Raw genomic sequence first — 17,519 nt, forward strand, 5'->3', positions numbered from 1 at the left:
TGTGCGAGCCGCGCGGTGCCCGGACTTCCGACATCTGACATGAACGGGTTTCACGCCGACCGCGCCCGGTGCCCGCGTGAAACCTGCGCCTGAGGTCCGCATGGACAGTTCCGTTATTCTCGATTGCCGCCATGTCTGGAAGCTGTATGGCGCCCAGGCCGAGGCTCTGTTGGCCGGGGGGCAGACCCCCGATGCGGCCGCGCTGGCGGCGGCCAATGTGATCGGGGCGGTGCGCGATGTGAATGTCCAGATCCGGCAGGGCGAGATCTTTGTGATCATGGGTCTGTCGGGCTCGGGCAAATCCACGCTGGTGCGCTGCCTGTCGCGGCTGGTCGAGCCCACGGCGGGCGAGATCGAGTTCGACGGGCGGGACCTGCTGCGGGCCACGGATGAAGAGCTGATCGAGATCCGCCGCAAGAAGATGGGGATGGTGTTTCAGCAATTTGCCCTGATGCCCCATCTGACGGTTCTGGAGAATGTCGGCTTCCCGCTGGAGATCCAGGGCGTGGACCGCACCACCCGTCAGGCCCGCGCCCATGAGGTGATCGAGCTGGTCGGCCTCCGGGGGCGGGAGGGGTACTACCCGCGCGAGCTCTCCGGGGGGCAGCAGCAGCGCGTGGGCATCGCCCGCAGCCTGATCGTGGAGCCGGACCTGTGGTTTCTCGACGAGCCCTTCTCGGCGCTCGACCCGCTGATCCGGCGCGAGATGCAGGACGAGTTCATCCGCCTGCAGGACATGCTGAAAAAGACCATCGTTTTCATCACCCATGATTTCGACGAGGCGATCCGGCTGGCCGACCGCATCGCGGTGATGAAGGATGGCATGATCGAGCAAATCGCCACGCCCGAAGAGCTCGTGCAGAACCCGGCCACGGAGTATGTCGCCGATTTCACCCGCCATGTGACCCGGGCCAAGGTGATCCGGGCCGCCAGCCGGATGGAGCCCGCCACCGCCGACCACTTTGCCGGCGAGGTCCCCCATGACGCGACCATCGACGCCATCGCCGACCGGGTGGAGCGCGCAGAGGCCCCGTTCAAGGTCATGAAGGACGGCGCGGTGATCGGCCAGATCTCGGCCCGGGCGGTGATTGATGTGCTGGTGGGGCGCGGCTGATGCCGGAGCGCGGACGCCCAGCGACCGGAGAGGTGCGCGGACCCGTGCCGGGACGCAAGCCGGGATCCGTGCCCGCGGATCTGAGGGGCCACATTGGCGGTCTTTTCAAGGGCGCGCGGCTCTTCTGGCTGGGCCTCTTTGCGGTCACCTGGCTTCTGTCGCAATACTCGTTCCAGATCTACAAGGCGCTGGATGCGCGCTGGATCATCCGGTTTCCGGCCCAGTTTCAGCTGAACCTCGACACCCATATCAGCGCCTTTCTCGACTGGCTGGTGAATGTCGCGAATTTCGGGCTTTTCACCTTTCGGGACCTCACCCGCGGCATCGCCTGGCTGATCGAGCTGCCTTACCAGTTCCTGCGCAATATCCTGATCGAGGGGTTCCAGTCGGGTCTCGGCAATGAGGCGGTGCAGATCGCGCCCTCGCTGAGCTGGATCGCGGTGATCGTGATCGCGGTGGCGGTCGGGCATTACGCCCGGGACTGGGCGCTGGCCGCGCTGGTCGGGGCGTGTTTTCTCTATCTCGCGGTGTTCGGGCAATGGGACAGCGCGATGATCACCCTGGCCTCGGTGCTGGTGGCGGTGCCGATCGGCGCCCTGGGCGGTCTGGGGCTGGGCATTCTGGCCTATCGCAGCCCGTGGATCGACCGGCTGCTGCGGCCGGTTCTGGACCTGATGCAGACCGTGCCGGTCTTTGCCTATCTGGTGCCGATCCTGATCCTGTTCGGCTTTGGCCCCGTGGCCGCCCTCGTGGCCACGGTGATCTATGCCATGCCGCCGATGATCCGGGTGACCATTCTCGCCCTGCGCGGGGTGCCCGAGGACCTGCTGGAGGCCGGGCGGATGATGGGGGCGACCCCGCGCCAGATGACGTGGAAAGTGCTGGTGCCCGCGGCGACGCCGACCCTGATGGTGGGGGTCAATCAGGTGATCATGCTGACCCTCAACATGGTGATCATCGCCTCGATGATCGGGGCAGGGGGGCTCGGCTTTGACGTGCTGGCGAGCCTGCGCAAGCTGGATATCGGTGGCGGGATCGAGGCGGGGCTGGCGATTGTCGTCATGGCCATCGCGCTGGACCGCGCCAGTCAGGCCTTTGCCGAGCGGCGGGTGCGCCATCGCCGGACCGGCTCTGCCTTGCAGCGTCATCCCTGGAGCATGACCGCGCTTGCGGTGATCGTCGGCACGTTCCTTTTGGGGCAGGTGGTCCCGGCGGTGCAGAGCTATCCCCCGGCCTGGGAGATCAGCACCGGGGCGTTCTGGTCCGACGGGATGGAATGGATCAATGTCAATTTCTTTGACACGCTGGAGGCGATCAAGACGGTCCTGCTGACGGGGCTTCTTTTGCCGGTGAAGAAGTTCTTTGCCGGTATCCCCTGGCCCTGGGGGATCATCGCCACGGGGCTGATCGCCTGGCGCGTGGCGGGCTGGCAACTGGGCGTGGCGGCGGCGCTGATGATGGCGTTCATCGCGGCCTCGGGGCTGTGGGCCAAGGCGATGGTGACGCTCTATCTCTGCGGGGTGTCGGTCTTCATCGCGGTGCTGATCGGCACGCCGCTGGGGATCTGGGCGGCGCAGCGGCCCCGGGCCGGGCGGGTCATCCTCGGCCTGATGGACACGCTGCAGACGCTGCCCTCCTTCATCTATCTGATCCCGGTGGTGATGCTGTTCCGGGTCGGGGATTTCAGCGCGATGATCGCGGTGGTGCTCTATGCGCTGGCCCCGGCGGTGCGCTATGCCGCCCACGGGATCCGCGAGGTGCCTGGCGAGCTGCTGGAGGCGGGCAAGATGGCGGGCTGCACGCCGCGCCAGCTGTTGTGGCGGGTCAAGCTGCCCATGGCGGTGCCGCAGCTTCTGCTGGGGTTGAACCAGACGATCATGCTGGCGCTGTCGATGCTGGTGATCACAGCGCTGGTGGGGACCCGGGATCTGGGCCAGGAGGTCTATATCGCCCTGACCAAGGCCAATGCGGGGCAGGGGATCGTCGCGGGCCTGTCGGTGGCCTTCATCGCGATCATCGCGGACCGGATCGTCCACGCCCTGTCGGACAGTCAGAAACGGAGGTTGGGCCTGTGACCGAGGATGCGATTGCCCTTGCGCGGCGGCTGCCCTGTTTCGAGGCACCCGGCGAGATCGTCCCGCTGAGCGGCGGGATCACCAATGTGAACCTTGCGGTCACCGATGGGGACCGGCGCTACGTGGTGCGGCTGGGCGCGGATATCCCCGAGCACGGCGTGTTGCGCTGGAACGAGCTGGCGCTGAGCCGCGCGGCCGAGGCGGCGGGGATCTCGCCCGGGGTGCATTACCACGCGCCCGGGGTGCTGGTGCTCGACTTCATCGAGGCCCGGACCTTCACCGAGGAGATGGCCCGCGATCCCGCGCAGGTGCCCCGGATCGTCGCGCTGCTGCGCCGGAGCCACCACGCGCTGGGGGCGCATCTGACCCAGCCGGTGCTGGCCTTCTGGCCGTTTCAGGTGAACCGCACCTATGCCACGCGTCTGCGGGCCGAGGGCTCGGCCCATGCCGCCGCGCTGCCGGAGCTGATGGCGACCCTGGAGACGCTGGAGACCGCCACGGGGCCGGTGACGCTGGTCATCGGGCATAACGACCTGCTGGCGGCCAACATCCTCGATGACGGCGCGCGGCTCTGGCTGATCGACTGGGAATATGGCGGCTTCAACACGCCGCTCTTCGATCTGGCGGGGCTGGCGGGCAATAACGGGTTCTCCGAGGCGCAGGAGCGCGGGATGCTCGAGCAGTATTTCGAGGCCCCCGCCGCCACCCATTGGCGGGCCTATCAGGCGATGAAATGCGTCTCGCTCATGCGCGAGGCCCTGTGGTCCATGACCTCGGAGATCCATTCCGATCTCGACTTCGACTATGCCGCCTACACGGCGGAAAACCTGTCGCGGCTCCGGGCTGCGCTGCAAGAGTTCCAAAATGCGTAAGGACCCGCCATGACGCTTCCTTCCTCGGCCAAGACCCTCATCATCGGGGGCGGTATCATCGGCTGCTCGACGGCGTATCATCTGGCCCAGATGGGCGAGGAGGTCGTGCTGCTGGAAAAGGCGGCGCTGACATCAGGGTCCACATGGCATGCGGCGGGGCTGGTCGGGCAGCTGCGCTCGAATGCCAATATCACCCAGCTTCTGGGCTATTCCATTGACCTCTATAACCGGCTGGAGGCCGAGACCGGGCTCGCCACGGGCTGGAAGATGAATGGCGGGTTGCGGCTGGCCTGCAATCAGGAGCGCTGGACCGAGGTCAAGCGGCAGGCCACCACCGCCCATTCCTTTGGCCTCGACATGCAGCTGCTGACCCCGCAGGAGGCGCAGGACCTGTGGCCGCTGATGGATATCTCGGACATTGTCGGCGCGGCCTTCCTGCCCACGGACGGGCAGGCCAGCCCTTCGGACATCACCCAGGCCCTGGCCAAGGGCGCGCGGGCCAAGGGCGCGGTGATCCACGAGAACACCCCCGTGACCGAGATCCTGACCGAGCGCGGCAAGATGGTGGGCGTGCGCACCGCAGCAGGGGACATCGCCTGCGAAAAGCTGGTGCTGTGCTGCGGGCAATGGACCCGGGACCTCGCCCGGACCATCGGCGTGACCGTGCCGCTCGTCTCGGTGGAGCATCAATACATGCTGACCGAGGCCTTTGGCGTGCCCTCGGACCTGCCGACCCTGCGCGATCCGGACCGGCTGACCTATTACAAGGAAGAGGTCGGCGGGCTGGTCATGGGTGGCTATGAGCCCAATGGCATCCCCTGGGCCAAGAGCGGCATTCCCGACCCGTTCGATTTCCAGCTTCTGGAGTCGAATTTCGACCATTTCGAGCAACTCGTGGAGCTGGCCCTGCCCCGGGTGCCGAAGCTGGAGGAGGTCGGCGTCAAGCAGCTGATCAATGGCCCCGAGAGCTTTACCCCGGACGGCAATTTCATCCTTGGCGAGGCGCCGGAGATGGCCAATGTCTTTGTCGGGGCCGGGTTCAACGCCTTTGGCATCGCGGCGGGCGGTGGCGCGGGCATGGCGCTGGCCGAATGGGTCGCCAAGGGCGCGCCGCCCTATGACATGTGGCCCGTGGATATCCGCCGTTTCGGGCGTCCGCATACGGATACGGACTGGGTCCGGACCCGCACATTGGAGGCCTACGGCAAGCATTACACCATGGCCTGGCCCTCGGAAGAGCATGAAAGCGGCCGCCCCTGTCGCCGCTCGCCGCTCTATGACCGGCTCAAGGCCTCGGGCGCGGTGTTCGGCGAGAAGCTTGGCTGGGAGCGTCCGAACTGGTTCGCCGCCCCGGGCGAAGAGGCGCGGGACATCTACACCTTTGACCAGCCCAACTGGCACGCCCCGGTGGGCCGCGATCACAAGGCCGCGCGCGAGGCGGCGGTGCTTTTTGACCAGAGCTCCTTTGCCAAGTTCATCCTGCAGGGGCCCGATGCGGAAGAGGCCCTGCAATGGATCGCCGCGAACCGCGTGGACAAGCCCGTGGGGGCGATCATCTATACCCAGATGCTCAACGATCGGGGCGGGATCGAATGCGATCTGACCTGCGTGCGCACGGGCCATGACAGCTATTACATCGTCACCGGCACCGGCTTTGCCACCCATGATTTCGACTGGATCCGCCGGAATATCCCCGCCGGGCTGAACGCGCAGCTGGTGGATGTGACCTCGTCGAATGCGGTGCTGGCCCTGTTCGGGCCCCGGGCCCGCGATATCCTGTCGGCGGTCACCACGGCGGATGTCTCGGACGCAGCACAGCCCTTTGCCACGGCGCGCCGGATCGGCATCGCGGGCTGTCCGGTGCTGGCCCTGCGGATCACCTATGTGGGCGAGCTCGGCTGGGAGCTGCACCTGCCCACGGAATACGCCCTGACGGTCTATGACGCCCTGCATGCGGCGGGGGCCACGCACGGTCTGCGCAATGCCGGGTACCGCGCGATCGAGACCTTGCGGCTGGAAAAGGGCTACCGGGCCTGGGCCTCGGATATCGGCCCGGATCACACCCCGGACGAGGCCGGGCTCGGCTGGGCGGTCAAGATGAAGTCCAACATCCCCTTCAAGGGCCGCGAGGCCGTGGCTGCGCAGCGCGAAGCGGGCGTGAAGAAGATCCTCGCGACCTTCACCGCCTCGGGCGACACGATCCTGTCCGGGCGCGAGACCATCTATCGCAATGGCACGCGCTGCGGCTGGCTGTCCTCGGGGGGCTATGGCCATACGCTGGGCCAGTCCATCGGCATGGGCTATGTCCGCGCCACCGAGCCGATCGACCGGGATTACGTGCTGAGCGGGGATTACGAACTGGAGGTCGCGACCGAGCGCGTGCCCGCGCAGGTGACGCTCAGCCCGCTCTATGATCCGGGCATGGACCGGGTGCGGGGCTAGGGCGATGGCGACCCATTCCGCCCGGCACCTGATCATCGGCGGCGGCATCATCGGCTGCTCGATTGCCTATCACCTGACGCGCCGGGGCGAGACGGATGTGGTCCTGCTGGAACGCGCCAGCCTTACCGAGGGGGCCACATGGCATGCCGCCGGTCTGGTCGGGCAGCTGCGCTCGTCGCGCAACACGACGCGGATGCTGCGCAAATCGGTCGAGATGTATGACCGGCTGCAGAACGAAGAGGGGCTGCAGTTCGACTGGAAGAAGACCGGCTCCCTGCGGCTGGCCGCGACCCGCGACCGGATGCTGGAGGCCAAGCGGCTGGCCACCATGGCGCGCAGCTTCGGGCTGGAGATGGCGATCCTGAGCCCGGGCGAGGCCAAGGAGCTCTTTCCGCTGATCGACGAACGCGGGCTCGAAGGCGCGGCCTATATCCCGTCCGATGGCTATGTGGATCCGGCCTCTCTGTGTCAGGCGGTTGCGGGGGCGGCGCGGCGTCAGGGGGCCGAGATCCGGCAGGGGGTCGAGGTGACCGATTTCACCCTGCGGGGCGGGCGGATCACCGGGGTCGAGACCACGGCGGGGTCTTACGAGGCCGAGACCGTGATCCTCGCCACCGGCATGTGGAGCCGCGAGCTTGGCGCGAAGCTGGGCCTGCGCGTGCCCGCCTGCGCGGTGGAGCACCAGTATATCGTCACCGAATCCACCGGGCAGGAGATCGGCCACTACCCGACCCTGCGCGACCCCGAACGGCTGGTCTATTACAAGCCCGATGTGGGCGGGCGGCTGGTGATCGGCGGCTATGAGGAGGGCACCTTGCCCTTCGGCGACCCGGAGATCCCCGGCGCCTTCGTGCGCCAGCTTCTGCCCGAGAACCTCGACCGGTTCCTGCCCCTCGCCGAGCTTGCCGGGCAGGTCACGCCAGTGGTCAACGAGGTCGGCATCCGGCAAGTGATCAACGGTCCGATCCCCTATTCCGCCGACGGGGATTTCGTCATGGGCTGGCAGCCGGGGATCGACAACCTGATGCTGGCCACGGGGTTCCTCTACGGGATCGCCGCGGGCGGCGGGGCGGGCGAGATGATCGCGGAATGGGTCGTGGAGGGCGCGCCATCGCTCGACCTCTGGCCGCTGGATGTGCGCCGCTTCGGGCCCCATCACGGCACCCGCGCCTTCATGTATCCCCGCGCGGTGGAGCATTACGCCCACCATTACAAGATGCGCTATCCCGGGCAGGAACATGAGAGCGCCCGGCAGCTGCGGCTGTCGCCGCTCTATGCGCGGCTGAAGGCGGCGGGGGCGGTTTACGGCTCGAAAAACGGCTGGGAGCGCCCGCTCTGGTTCGCCCCCGAAGGTGTGCCGCCGGTGGATCAGCTCGACTTCCTGAGCCCCGGCTGGAAACCCTTTGCCGCCGAGGAACACCGCGCCGTGCGCGACCGCGTGGCGCTGATCGACCAGTCCTCGTTCGCGAAATTCGAGATCCTCGGGCCCGGGGCGCTGGACCTGCTCCAGACGCTGTGCGTGTCCAACATGGACAAGCCGGTGGGCGCGGTCATCTACACCCAGATGTGCAACACCGCGGGCGGGACCGAGGCGGATGTGACCTTCATCCGGCTGGCCGAGGACCGGTTCTACATGGTCACCGGCTCGGGCTTTGGCGTGCATGACAGCGACTGGATCCGGCGGCACATGCCCGGGGATGGCTCGGTACACCTGATCGAGGTGACCTCAGCCAAGGCGGTGATCAACCTTGTCGGGCCGCAGGCGCGCGCGGTGCTGGCCGCCGCCTCGGAAAGCGATGTGAGCGATGCCGCCCTGAGCTTTGCCACGTCGCGCGAGATCATCCTCGGCGCGGCCCCGGTGCTGGCGGCGCGGATCGGCTATGTGGGCGAGCTGGGCTATGAACTGCATATCCCGACGGAGTTTGCCGCCCATGTCTATGACCGGCTCTGGCAGGCGGGGCAGGGGGCGGGGATCGTCAATGTGGGCTATCGCGCGATCGAGAGCCTGCGCATGGAGAAGGGCTATATCTACTGGTCCGGGGATGTGACCCCCGATTACACGCCGATCGAGGCCGGGGTCGGGTTTCGCGTGCATCTCAAGTCCAAGGGCGCGTTCAACGGCCGCGCCGCCCTGGAGGCGCAGAAGCGCGACGGTCCGGCGCGCAGGCTCTGCACCTTCGTGACCGAGGCCGACCTGCCGCTGACCGGGGGGGAGGCGATCCTGCTGGGCGACACGGTCGTGTCCCTCGCCACCTCGGTCGGGTTCGGCCATACGGTGCAAAAGACGATCCTGCGTGGCTATCTCGACCGGGCCCATTGGGACGAGACCGATTTCGGGCTCGAGGTGTTCGGCGACCGGCACGGGATCACACAGGTGCCGGGACCGGTCTATGATCCCGGCAATGCGAGGCTGAAAGGATAGAGGAGGGGCGCGCGATGACGGACCACAAGGAACAGGTGCTGGCGGCGCTGCGCAGCGCGCCGGGCTTCGAGACGCTTGGCGCGGTGGACAGCATCACCCGGCTCGGCGGGCTGACCAATCTGGTTCATCGGGTGGATATGGGCGCGCGCTCGGTGATCGTGCGCATCCCCGGCGAGGGGACCGAGGCCTATATCGACCGCGCGGTCGAGGCCCACAACGCCCGCGCGGCGGCCCGGGCCGGGGTCTCGGCGCAGGTGATCCATGCGGATCCCGCGAGCGGTTTGATGATCTCGGAAACCGTGCCGGATATCGAGACCATGACACCGGAGTTGTTCCGCACGCGCGCTGGATCCCCGGCCCGGGCGGGGGCGGCGCTGGCCAAGCTGCACGGGTCGGGCGAGGTCTTCGAGTTCCGGTTCGAGCTTTTTGCGATGATCGACGATTACCTCAAGATCCTCTCGACAAAGGAGGTCGCCCTGCCCGAGGGCTATCACGATGTGGTCGCCGCCGCCCAACCGGTGCGCGCGGCGCTGGACGCGGCGAACCTGCCGCTGGCGCCCTGCCATTGCGACCCGCTTTGCGAGAATTTCCTCGATGATGGCACGGTGATGTGGATCGTCGACTGGGAATATTCGGGCATGAATGACCCGCTCTGGGATCTGGGGGATCTGTCGGTGGAGGCCGGGATGGATGCGGCCCAGGATGCCGAGATGATGGCCGCCTATTTCGGCCGCGCCCCCAGCGCCGCCGAACAGGGTCGGATGGTGATCTACAAGGCGATGTGTGACCTGCTCTGGACCCTCTGGGGGCTGATCCAGCTCGCCGATGAGAACCCGGCCGAGGATTTCTGGGCCTATGCCACGGGCCGGTTCGCCCGGTGCCAGACCCTGATGCAGGATCCCGCCTTTGCGGGCCATGTGACGGCGGTGCGCGCCGGCTAGCGCGGCGCGCGGGGCAGGGGGCGGTCGGGGCTGGCCTCTGGGATCTGGCGGGTTTGGCTGGCCTGCCGGATGACCGCGCCGATCTCCATGAACTGTTTGCTGAGCGGGCTGGTCTTGCGCCAGACCATGCCGATGGTGCGCTTGGGCTGGTTGCGGGCGAACCGCGCCACGTCGAGCCCGGCGGCCTTGGTTTCCAGCGGCACGGCCATTTCCGGGATCACCGTCACCCCGAGCCCCGCATCGACCATCTGCACCAGCGTGGCGAGCGACGAGCCCTCCATGACGAGGCTGGGATCCGAGGGGCGCATCTCGCAAAAGGACAGGGCCTGATCGCGGAAGCAATGGCCCTCTTCCAGCAAGAGGAGCTTCATCTCCTGCAATTTGCTGGGGCTCGGGACGGGTTTCTGCGCGTCCTTGATCGGGCGCACGAGCACGAATTCCTCGTCGAACAGGGCGAATTCCCGCAAGGCGGGTTCCGAGATCGGCAGGGCGGCCACCACGAAATCCAGCCGCGATTCGAGCAGGTCCGCAATCAGCGACTGGGTGATGGATTCCCGCGGCAGCAGGTCGAGATCGGGCAGGTGGCCGCTGAGCCGCTTGATGATCGTCGGCAGCAGATAGGGCGCAATGGTCGGGATCACCCCGATGCGCAGCGCGCCTTTCAGTGGCCCCTCGGCGGAGCGGGCGAGCTCGGACATCTCTTCCACATCCGCGAGGATCTTGCGGGCCCGTTGCAGGAAATCCTCGCCCAGCGTGGTCAGATGGATCTTGCGCGCGGTTCGCTCGACCAGGGGCGCGCCGAGCATCGCCTCAAGCTCCTTGATCTGGGCCGAAAGGGCTGGTTGCGAGATCGCGCAGGCCTCGGCGGCCCGTCCGAAATGTCCGAACCGGGCGAGGGCGTCGAAGTACCTGAATTGCTTGAGTGTCACGTTGATCATAACCTCAACTTATCACAAGCCAAAGAATATCCAATTGGTAGTTATGAAATTGCCCGTGTATGCCGGAGGTGGATTTAGAATCCTTCTAGCTGCGAGGAGATCAGACGATGGACGGAAACAGCATGCACGGGATGGGTGGTTGCCCCGTGAACCACGGTGGCAACACCTCCATGGACAAGCCGGTGACCAAGTGGTGGCCGAATGCGCTCAACCTCGACATCCTGCACCAGCACGGCGCGCGGACCAATCCGATGGACGCCGATTATGACCACCGCGAGGCGGTCAAGGGCCTCGATTTCGAGGCGGTGAAAGCGGATGTCAAAGCGCTGCTGACCGAAAGCCAGGACTGGTGGCCGGCCGATTGGGGCCATTACGGTGGCCTGATGATCCGTCTGGCCTGGCACTCGGCCGGGTCCTACCGGATGCAGGATGGCCGTGGCGGCGCGGGGGGCGGCAATATCCGCTTTGCCCCGCTGAATTCCTGGCCGGACAATGCGAGCCTCGACAAGGCCCGCCGCCTGCTCTGGCCGGTGAAGAAGAAATACGGCAACGCCCTGTCCTGGGCCGATCTGATCATCCTGTCGGGCAACATGGCCTATGAATCCATGGGTCTGAAACCCTTCGGCTTCGGCTTTGGCCGCGAGGATCTCTGGGGTCCGGAAAAGGACGTCTACTGGGGCTCCGAGAGCGAATGGCTCGCCCCGTCCGAGAACCGCTATGGCGATCTGGAGAATGCCTCGACCCTCGAGAACCCGCTCGCGGCGGTGCATATGGGCCTGATCTATGTGAACCCCGAGGGCGTGAACGGCCAGCCGGACCCGGCCCGCACCGCGATGCATGTGCGCGAGACCTTTGCCCGGATGGCGATGAATGACGAGGAAACCGCGGCCCTGACCTGCGGCGGTCACACGGTGGGCAAGGCCCATGGTGCCACGGTCGGTGACGATATCGGCGTCGAGCCCGAAGCGGCTGGCTACGAGACCCAGGGCTTCGGCTGGAGCAACCCGAACCAGACCGGCTCGGCCTCTGACGCCTTCACCTCGGGGATCGAAGGCGCTTGGACCAAGCATCCGACGCAGTTCGACATGGGCTATTTCGACTACCTGTTCGGCTATGAATGGGAGCTGGTGAAATCCCCCGCAGGCGCATGGCAATGGGCCCCGGTGGACATGCCCGACAGTGAGAAGCCGGTGGATGCGGGCGACGGCTCGACCCCCAAGATGCCGATGATGACCGATGCGGACATGGCCATGAAAGTGGACCCGATCTACAACGCGATCTGCCAGCGCTTCCAGGCCGATCCGGAGTATTTCAAGGACACCTTTGCCCGCGCCTGGTTCAAGCTGACCCACCGCGATATGGGGCCGCGCGCGAACTATTACGGCCCCGATGTCCCCGCCGAGGACCTGATCTGGCAGGATCCGATCCCGGCCGGCAACACCGGCTATGACGTGGCCGCCGTGAAAGCCAAGATCGCCGAGAGCGGCCTGTCGGCCACGGATCTGATCACCACGGCCTGGGACAGTGCCCGCACCTTCCGCGGGTCCGACAAGCGGGGCGGGGCCAATGGCGCGCGCATCCGTCTGGCTCCGCAGAAGGACTGGGCCGGCAACGAGCCCCAGCGTCTGGCCAAGGTGCTCGGCATTCTGGAGCCCATCGCCGCCGAAACCGGTGCCTCCATCGCCGATGTGATCGTGCTTGGCGGGGTCGTGGGTCTGGAACAGGCCATCAAGGCGGGCGGCCACGCGGTCGACGTGCCCTTCACCCCGGGTCGCGGCGATGCCGATGACGCCCAGACCGATGCCGAGAGCTTCGACGTGCTGGAGCCGGTGGCCGACGGGTTCCGCAACTGGCAGAAAGAGGCCTATGCGGTCTCCGCCGAGGAGATGATGCTCGACCGGGCGCAGCTCATGGGGCTGACCGCGGCCGAGATGTCGGTCCTGCTCGCTGGCCTGCGGGTCATGGGTGCCAATCACGGCGGCAGCGCCCATGGTGTCTTCACCGACACGGTCGGCGCGCTGACCTCGGATTTCTTCGTCAACCTGACGGATATGTCCAACAGCTGGCACCCGCTCGACGATGGCACCTACGAGATCCGCGACCGCGCCTCCGGTGCGGTGAAGTGGACGGCCACCAGCGCCGATCTGGTCTTCGGGTCGAACTCCGTGCTGCGCAGCTATGCCGAGGTCTACGCCCAGGACGACAACCGCGAGAAATTCGTGAAGGATTTCGTCGCGGCCTGGACGAAGGTCATGGAAGCCGACCGGTTCGATCTGGTCGCCTGATCCAAACGGACCCGGGCAGGGGGACCCCGCCCGGACCCTCGATCACACAGCGTCGCGCCACAAGGCGCGGCGTTTTCTTTTGTCGGAAGCGGTAGTCCTGCGACGACCTGTGCGAGACCGGTGATGCCGCAGCCGCCGATAGGGCATGGGCGGCGCACATTCTGGGCTTTTTGTTCCCGAAGCCTTGTTTGCCCGCCTCAACTTGCCCGTGGCACAGCCGCCGATAGGGCATGGGCGGTGCAGGAATTGACGATTTTTACAATAAGAATGCCCTATACTGGGCGGGCGGTGGTGTTTGAGTGGCATCTTTCAAATGATCGGTATCGCCAACTTTGACCGCGCAGGTAGGTACTGTTTCTCAACCAAGGGCTAGATCGCCCAAAGCTACCGTTCGGCCACCTTGTTCGTCGCTGCGGTGTGGCCCGCCGGAGCCCAGTCATTCGCTGCAGCCGCATAACCTCAAGGAACTGAGAGGTCCGCAATGCGGGCTAAACCTGCCCTCAGATTTTCTGGCGCGAGGGTCCGCAGTCATGGATAATACGAGGATCATATAGGAGACCTGGCGATTCCGGTGGGGCCTGCTCTGGTTGAAACCGCAGGCAACTCTTTCGGATCTGTAAATGGCCTAGACCCAAGATGGCGTAGGTACATCGAAGGCGTCGACATGGCGGGCCGCCAAGGATCAGTATGTCTGGCGTGGCGCTCCGACACCTGACGCTGGTGTCTCCAAAGACGACTGGCTGGCGGGGCCGCGACCAAGATCGCACCCAGAGCAGACGCCCCGTTCCACGCGCGCACGCTGCGGCCGCGAAGGCGTGAGATCCGGCATTCCAAAGGCAAATCTGGTCAAGCCATAGGGTCTCACCACGACGGCCTGCCGAAGGTTTTCGTGCCTGACACTCACCCAGCGGGACGCTCGGATTGGCCTGTCACAAACCCGGCCCGACCATCGTCACGCGCCCGCCGACAGATCAAATTTGTTAATCCGTCGAGCAGTCATTTGGTTTTGAGTGCGTTGTCCGGTGGTGGAATGCTGATCGGCAGGCAGGGAGCTGGCACAGTCAAGCGCCGGATTGAACGATCGGATTTGATCGCCTGCCTTGGGAGGAGAAGCAATGACATCATCAATTCCGCACGACCCGCCTGCCGGTATGGACCGCCGGGCGTTCTTACGGCTCGTCAGCAGATACGGGTTCACCGCCGCAGCGGTGGCAACCGCGTCCGGGGCATATATGTCGAGCGCGGCGCTGGCCCAATCGGTCTCGGAAGAGCGTGAACGCAAAGCCGCCGCCGAGCATACGATGATTGTGGCCACGCCCTATGTCCTGGGCGCGTCGCGGAGCGTTCCGCTGATGCAGCTCGATTTCAAGGAAAACATCCAGAACATGACCAACGGCAAGGTCTATGTTCGGCTGGCCCCGGGTGGTGAGCTCGGCGTGGGCAGCTCCCTTGCCCAGAGCGTGCAGTCCAACACGATCCAGGCTGCGCAGCACTCGCTCGCCAATTTCGCGCCCTTCGCGCCGATCGTCGATCTGGTCAACATTCCCTACTGGTGCGGCAAGAACCAGCAGGCGGTCAATCTGGTGAACTCGCAGCAATGGGCCGATCTGGTCAATCCCAGCATCGAGGCGCGCGGCTTCAAGGCCCTGTGGTATGTCACCATCGATCCGCGCACGATTGCGCTGCGCCGAGGCTTTGACCAGCCGATCCGGACGCCGGATGATCTTGCCGGGGTCAAGATGCGGATCCCGGGCTCCGAGATCCTGTCGCAGCTCTACCGTCTGCTCGGCGCGAACCCGACGCCGATTGCCTGGGGTGAAACCCCGAGCGCGATCACGCAAGGCGTGGCCGATGCGCTGGACCCCTCGGTGCAGGGGCTGCAGATCTTTGGCTTTGACGCGATCCTGTCCTGGGTCACCTTTGCCCAGACCGTGCCGAACACGCAGGTCTATTCCTGCAATCTCGACTGGTTCAACGCACTGCCCGGTGACGTGCAGGAGGGGATCCTCTTTGCCTCGGAAGTGACCGCGCATCAGAACCTGTCCAAGGTGCCGGCGGCGCGCGCCTTTTCCATGTGGGACCTCAGTCAGGCGGGGGTGCAGTTCTACGTGCCCAATGATGACGAGATGGGCGAATGGGTCGCCCGGGGCGGACATCAGTTGCCGGATTGGGACCCGTTCAAGATCGAGCTCGCAGGATCCATCGCGAATTTCGAAACACTCAACGAGGCGGCGAACACCCGTGGGAAATACGTTGTCCACGACGTTTGAGCGCGTCGGGAGCTGCAGGACCCGCGCGGTTTGTGGCTCCCGTTTCCAGATCCGTGAGATCGCAAGAATGCCATGGTCATGATGGCCCCTTTGACCGAGCAGGACAGCGTCGTGATCATCGGCGCCGGTCACGCCGGGGGGCGCGCGGCAGAGCGACTGCGCGCTCACGGGTTCGCGGGTGGGATCACTCTGGTCGGCAAGGAAGACGTCGCGCCCTATGAGCGCCCGCCCTTGTCGAAATCGGTTCTGCTGCAGTCGGGATCCGAAGCCGACACCTATTTGCAGGACCTTGCATGGTACGCGGAGAACCGGGTCACCTTGCGCCTGGGCCAACTGGTCACGCGGATCGATCGGGACGCGCGCAAGGTCTTCCTGCTGGATGGCGAGACGCTGCCCTATTCCCGGCTCATAATCGCAACGGGCGGGCGGCTTCGCGACTTGCCCGTGCCGGGGGCAGATCTGGACAATGTGCTGTCCCTCAAGACGATGGCGGATGCAGTAGCGCTCCGCGCCCGGCTCGACACCGCCCGGCGGCTGGTGGTGATTGGTGGCGGGTTCATCGGGCTCGAAGTGGCGGCCAGCGCGCGCGCTCTGGGCTGCGAAGTAACGGTTGTGGAGGCAACCGAGCGGCTGATGGGCCGCGCCGTGCCACAAGAGATCGGCGCGCGCGTGGCGGCGGTCCATGAGGCGCGCGGCACGACAGTGATGTTGGGATGCGGGGTGCAGGCCCTGATCGGAGAGACCGCAGTGAACACTGTCGTTCTGACGGATGGCCAGAGACTCCCGGCAGATCTCGTGGTGGTCGGTATCGGGATCGCGCCGGAAACCGGACTGGCCGAACAGGCGGGTCTTGAGACCGCGCACGGCATTCTTGTTGACGACCAGTGCCAGACCTCGGATCCGGCGATTTTTGCCATCGGTGATGTGGCCTGCCACAGGGCGCGCGCCACCCGGCCGGTGGAAAGCTGGCAGAATGCCGAGCAGCAGGCGACACGGGTCGCCGCGGCCCTCATGGGAGGCCCGGCACCCGAAACCGAACCGCCCTGGTTCTGGTCTGATCAGGGGGATCTCAACCTGCAGATTGCCGGCACCCCGGCGCACTGGGACGGCGCCATGTCTCGCGACCGCATGGCGGAGGGGTCTCTTCTGCTGATCCAGACGGACGGTCGGCAGGTGACAGGCGCGATCGGGGTGAATGCGAAAAAAGACATGCTCTTGATGCGCAAACTGCTCAAGGCGGGATGCCCCGTGGACGCCGACAGCCTGACGGATCCGGAGCAGCCGTTGAAAAAGACAGTGATGGCGGCGCTGCGGGCCTGAGCGCGCACGGCGTCGCGGTTCGACCGAAGACTTAACAGATCAGGGATCATCGCCATGGCAAAGCAGACGCTGCTGGAGCTGAAAAACCGGGGCTCGGCCCCTCAACTCACCATGGTGCACGTCTCCTCGGCCGAACAGGCCGAGGCGGCAGAGGCCGCCGGGATCGATATGCTATGTGGGCCCTTCCTGCCCCAGACGCGGACGTTCCCGGCGGCAGCGCCGAACACGATGTATCGGTTCGGTCTGAAATACGGGCAGTATGTCTCGGCCGATCAATGCCTGCGCGCGGCCTTTGACGCGCTCGAATGCGGGGCGGACATCATCTACACGGCCCAGAGCCTTGAGTTCGTCGAGGCGATGGCCAAACAGGGCATCGCGGTCTGCGGGCATCTGGGGCTGGTGCCCCCCAAGGCCAGTTGGACAGGCGGGTTCCGCGCTGTGGGCAAGACGGCCGATCAGGCCCTGACGCTGTTCCAGCAGATCAAGGATCTGGAGAATGCGGGGGCCTTCGCCGTCGAGCTTGAGGTGGTGCCGGACCGCGTGGCGGATGAGATCGCGCGGCGCTCGTCGCTGGTCACGATTTCCATGGGCGCGGGCACAGGTTGCGACATCCAGTATCTCTTTTCGAGCGATATCCTCGGCGAGGCTGGCCCGCGCGTGCCGCGCCACGCCAAGGTCTATCGCGATTTCAAGGCGGAGTATGACCGGCTCCAGCAGGAGCGCATCGCCGCCTATCAGGAGTTCGCACAGGATGTGCAGTCCGGCGCGTTTCCGGGGCCGGGCCATCTGGTGCGGATCTCGGACGAAGAGTACGCCAAGCTGATGGCGCAGCTCGCGTAG

At 65.9% G+C, this 17,519-nt stretch carries 11 protein-coding genes; 10 read left to right on the forward strand and 1 reads right to left on the reverse strand.

Annotated elements, in window-relative coordinates:
• Positions 1-100: 100 nt before the first annotated feature.
• The 6 genes from ACP150_RS21455 to ACP150_RS21480 are packed head-to-tail and all read left to right on the forward strand — an operon-like array spanning position 101 to position 9,866.
• Entirely contained in the window at positions 101-1,114 is a 1,014-nt protein-coding gene (locus tag ACP150_RS21455; RefSeq protein WP_424968768.1) for a quaternary amine ABC transporter ATP-binding protein, read from the forward strand.
• Between the two features lie 44 nt (positions 1,115-1,158).
• Complete coding sequence (locus ACP150_RS21460; protein WP_424968769.1) at positions 1,159-3,189, forward strand: ABC transporter permease; 2,031 nt, start codon at positions 1,159-1,161, stop codon at positions 3,187-3,189.
• Positions 3,186-4,061, forward strand: coding sequence for a phosphotransferase (locus ACP150_RS21465; protein ID WP_424968770.1), 876 nt, complete (start codon positions 3,186-3,188; stop codon positions 4,059-4,061). The genes ACP150_RS21460 and ACP150_RS21465 overlap by 4 nt, the downstream gene beginning before the upstream one ends.
• 9 nt (positions 4,062-4,070) lie before the next feature.
• On the forward strand, positions 4,071-6,503 hold the full coding sequence (locus ACP150_RS21470; RefSeq protein WP_424968771.1) for a GcvT family protein: 2,433 nt from the start codon (positions 4,071-4,073) through the stop codon (positions 6,501-6,503).
• A 4-nt stretch (positions 6,504-6,507) separates the two neighbouring features.
• The gene (locus ACP150_RS21475) at positions 6,508-8,925 is read left to right on the forward strand and encodes a GcvT family protein (RefSeq protein WP_424968772.1); all 2,418 of its coding nucleotides are present in this window, start codon (positions 6,508-6,510) and stop codon (positions 8,923-8,925) included.
• Between the two features lie 14 nt (positions 8,926-8,939).
• A complete protein-coding gene (locus tag ACP150_RS21480) occupies positions 8,940-9,866 on the forward strand; it encodes a phosphotransferase (RefSeq protein WP_424968773.1) in 927 nt (308 codons plus the stop codon).
• Here ACP150_RS21480 and ACP150_RS21485 read toward each other — a convergent pair.
• Positions 9,863-10,804: a hydrogen peroxide-inducible genes activator gene (locus ACP150_RS21485; protein WP_424968774.1), complete on the reverse strand. Its 942-nt coding sequence runs from the start codon at positions 10,802-10,804 to the stop codon at positions 9,863-9,865. The two genes, ACP150_RS21480 and ACP150_RS21485, sit on opposite strands and share 4 nt — an antisense overlap.
• A gap of 107 nt (positions 10,805-10,911) precedes the next feature.
• Here ACP150_RS21485 and katG point away from each other — a divergent pair, with 107 nt between their 5' ends.
• The 4 genes from katG (at position 10,912) to ACP150_RS21505 (ending at position 17,519) form a co-directional block, all read left to right on the forward strand.
• On the forward strand, positions 10,912-13,089 hold the full coding sequence (gene katG / locus ACP150_RS21490; protein WP_424968775.1) for a catalase/peroxidase HPI: 2,178 nt from the start codon (positions 10,912-10,914) through the stop codon (positions 13,087-13,089).
• 1,115 nt (positions 13,090-14,204) lie between these two features.
• Positions 14,205-15,359, forward strand: a complete 1,155-nt coding sequence (locus tag ACP150_RS21495; protein ID WP_424968777.1) for a TRAP transporter substrate-binding protein — start codon at positions 14,205-14,207, stop codon at positions 15,357-15,359.
• Between the two features lie 78 nt (positions 15,360-15,437).
• A complete protein-coding gene (locus ACP150_RS21500; RefSeq protein WP_424968778.1) occupies positions 15,438-16,679 on the forward strand; it encodes an NAD(P)/FAD-dependent oxidoreductase in 1,242 nt (413 codons plus the stop codon).
• A gap of 54 nt (positions 16,680-16,733) precedes the next feature.
• A complete protein-coding gene (locus ACP150_RS21505) occupies positions 16,734-17,519 on the forward strand; it encodes a 3-methyl-2-oxobutanoate hydroxymethyltransferase (RefSeq protein WP_424968779.1) in 786 nt (261 codons plus the stop codon).

The organism is Dinoroseobacter sp. S375, assembly GCF_049800775.1.
In the GTDB taxonomy this organism is placed as follows: domain Bacteria; phylum Pseudomonadota; class Alphaproteobacteria; order Rhodobacterales; family Rhodobacteraceae; genus Dinoroseobacter.

Bases quoted from the DNA above. Each gene is read 5' to 3' on its own strand.
- ACP150_RS21505 (WP_424968779.1), top strand. From the start codon at position 16,734: ATGGCAAAGCAGACGCTGCTGGAGCTGAAAAACCGGGGCTCGGCCCCT.
- ACP150_RS21470 (WP_424968771.1), top strand. From the start codon at position 4,071: ATGACGCTTCCTTCCTCGGCCAAGACCCTCATCATCGGGGGCGGTATC.
- ACP150_RS21475 (WP_424968772.1), top strand. From the start codon at position 6,508: ATGGCGACCCATTCCGCCCGGCACCTGATCATCGGCGGCGGCATCATC.
- ACP150_RS21495 (WP_424968777.1), top strand. From the start codon at position 14,205: ATGACATCATCAATTCCGCACGACCCGCCTGCCGGTATGGACCGCCGG.
- katG (WP_424968775.1), top strand. From the start codon at position 10,912: ATGGACGGAAACAGCATGCACGGGATGGGTGGTTGCCCCGTGAACCAC.
- ACP150_RS21500 (WP_424968778.1), top strand. From the start codon at position 15,438: ATGATGGCCCCTTTGACCGAGCAGGACAGCGTCGTGATCATCGGCGCC.
- ACP150_RS21455 (WP_424968768.1), top strand. From the start codon at position 101: ATGGACAGTTCCGTTATTCTCGATTGCCGCCATGTCTGGAAGCTGTAT.
- ACP150_RS21480 (WP_424968773.1), top strand. From the start codon at position 8,940: ATGACGGACCACAAGGAACAGGTGCTGGCGGCGCTGCGCAGCGCGCCG.
- ACP150_RS21485 (WP_424968774.1), bottom strand. From the start codon at position 10,804: ATGATCAACGTGACACTCAAGCAATTCAGGTACTTCGACGCCCTCGCC.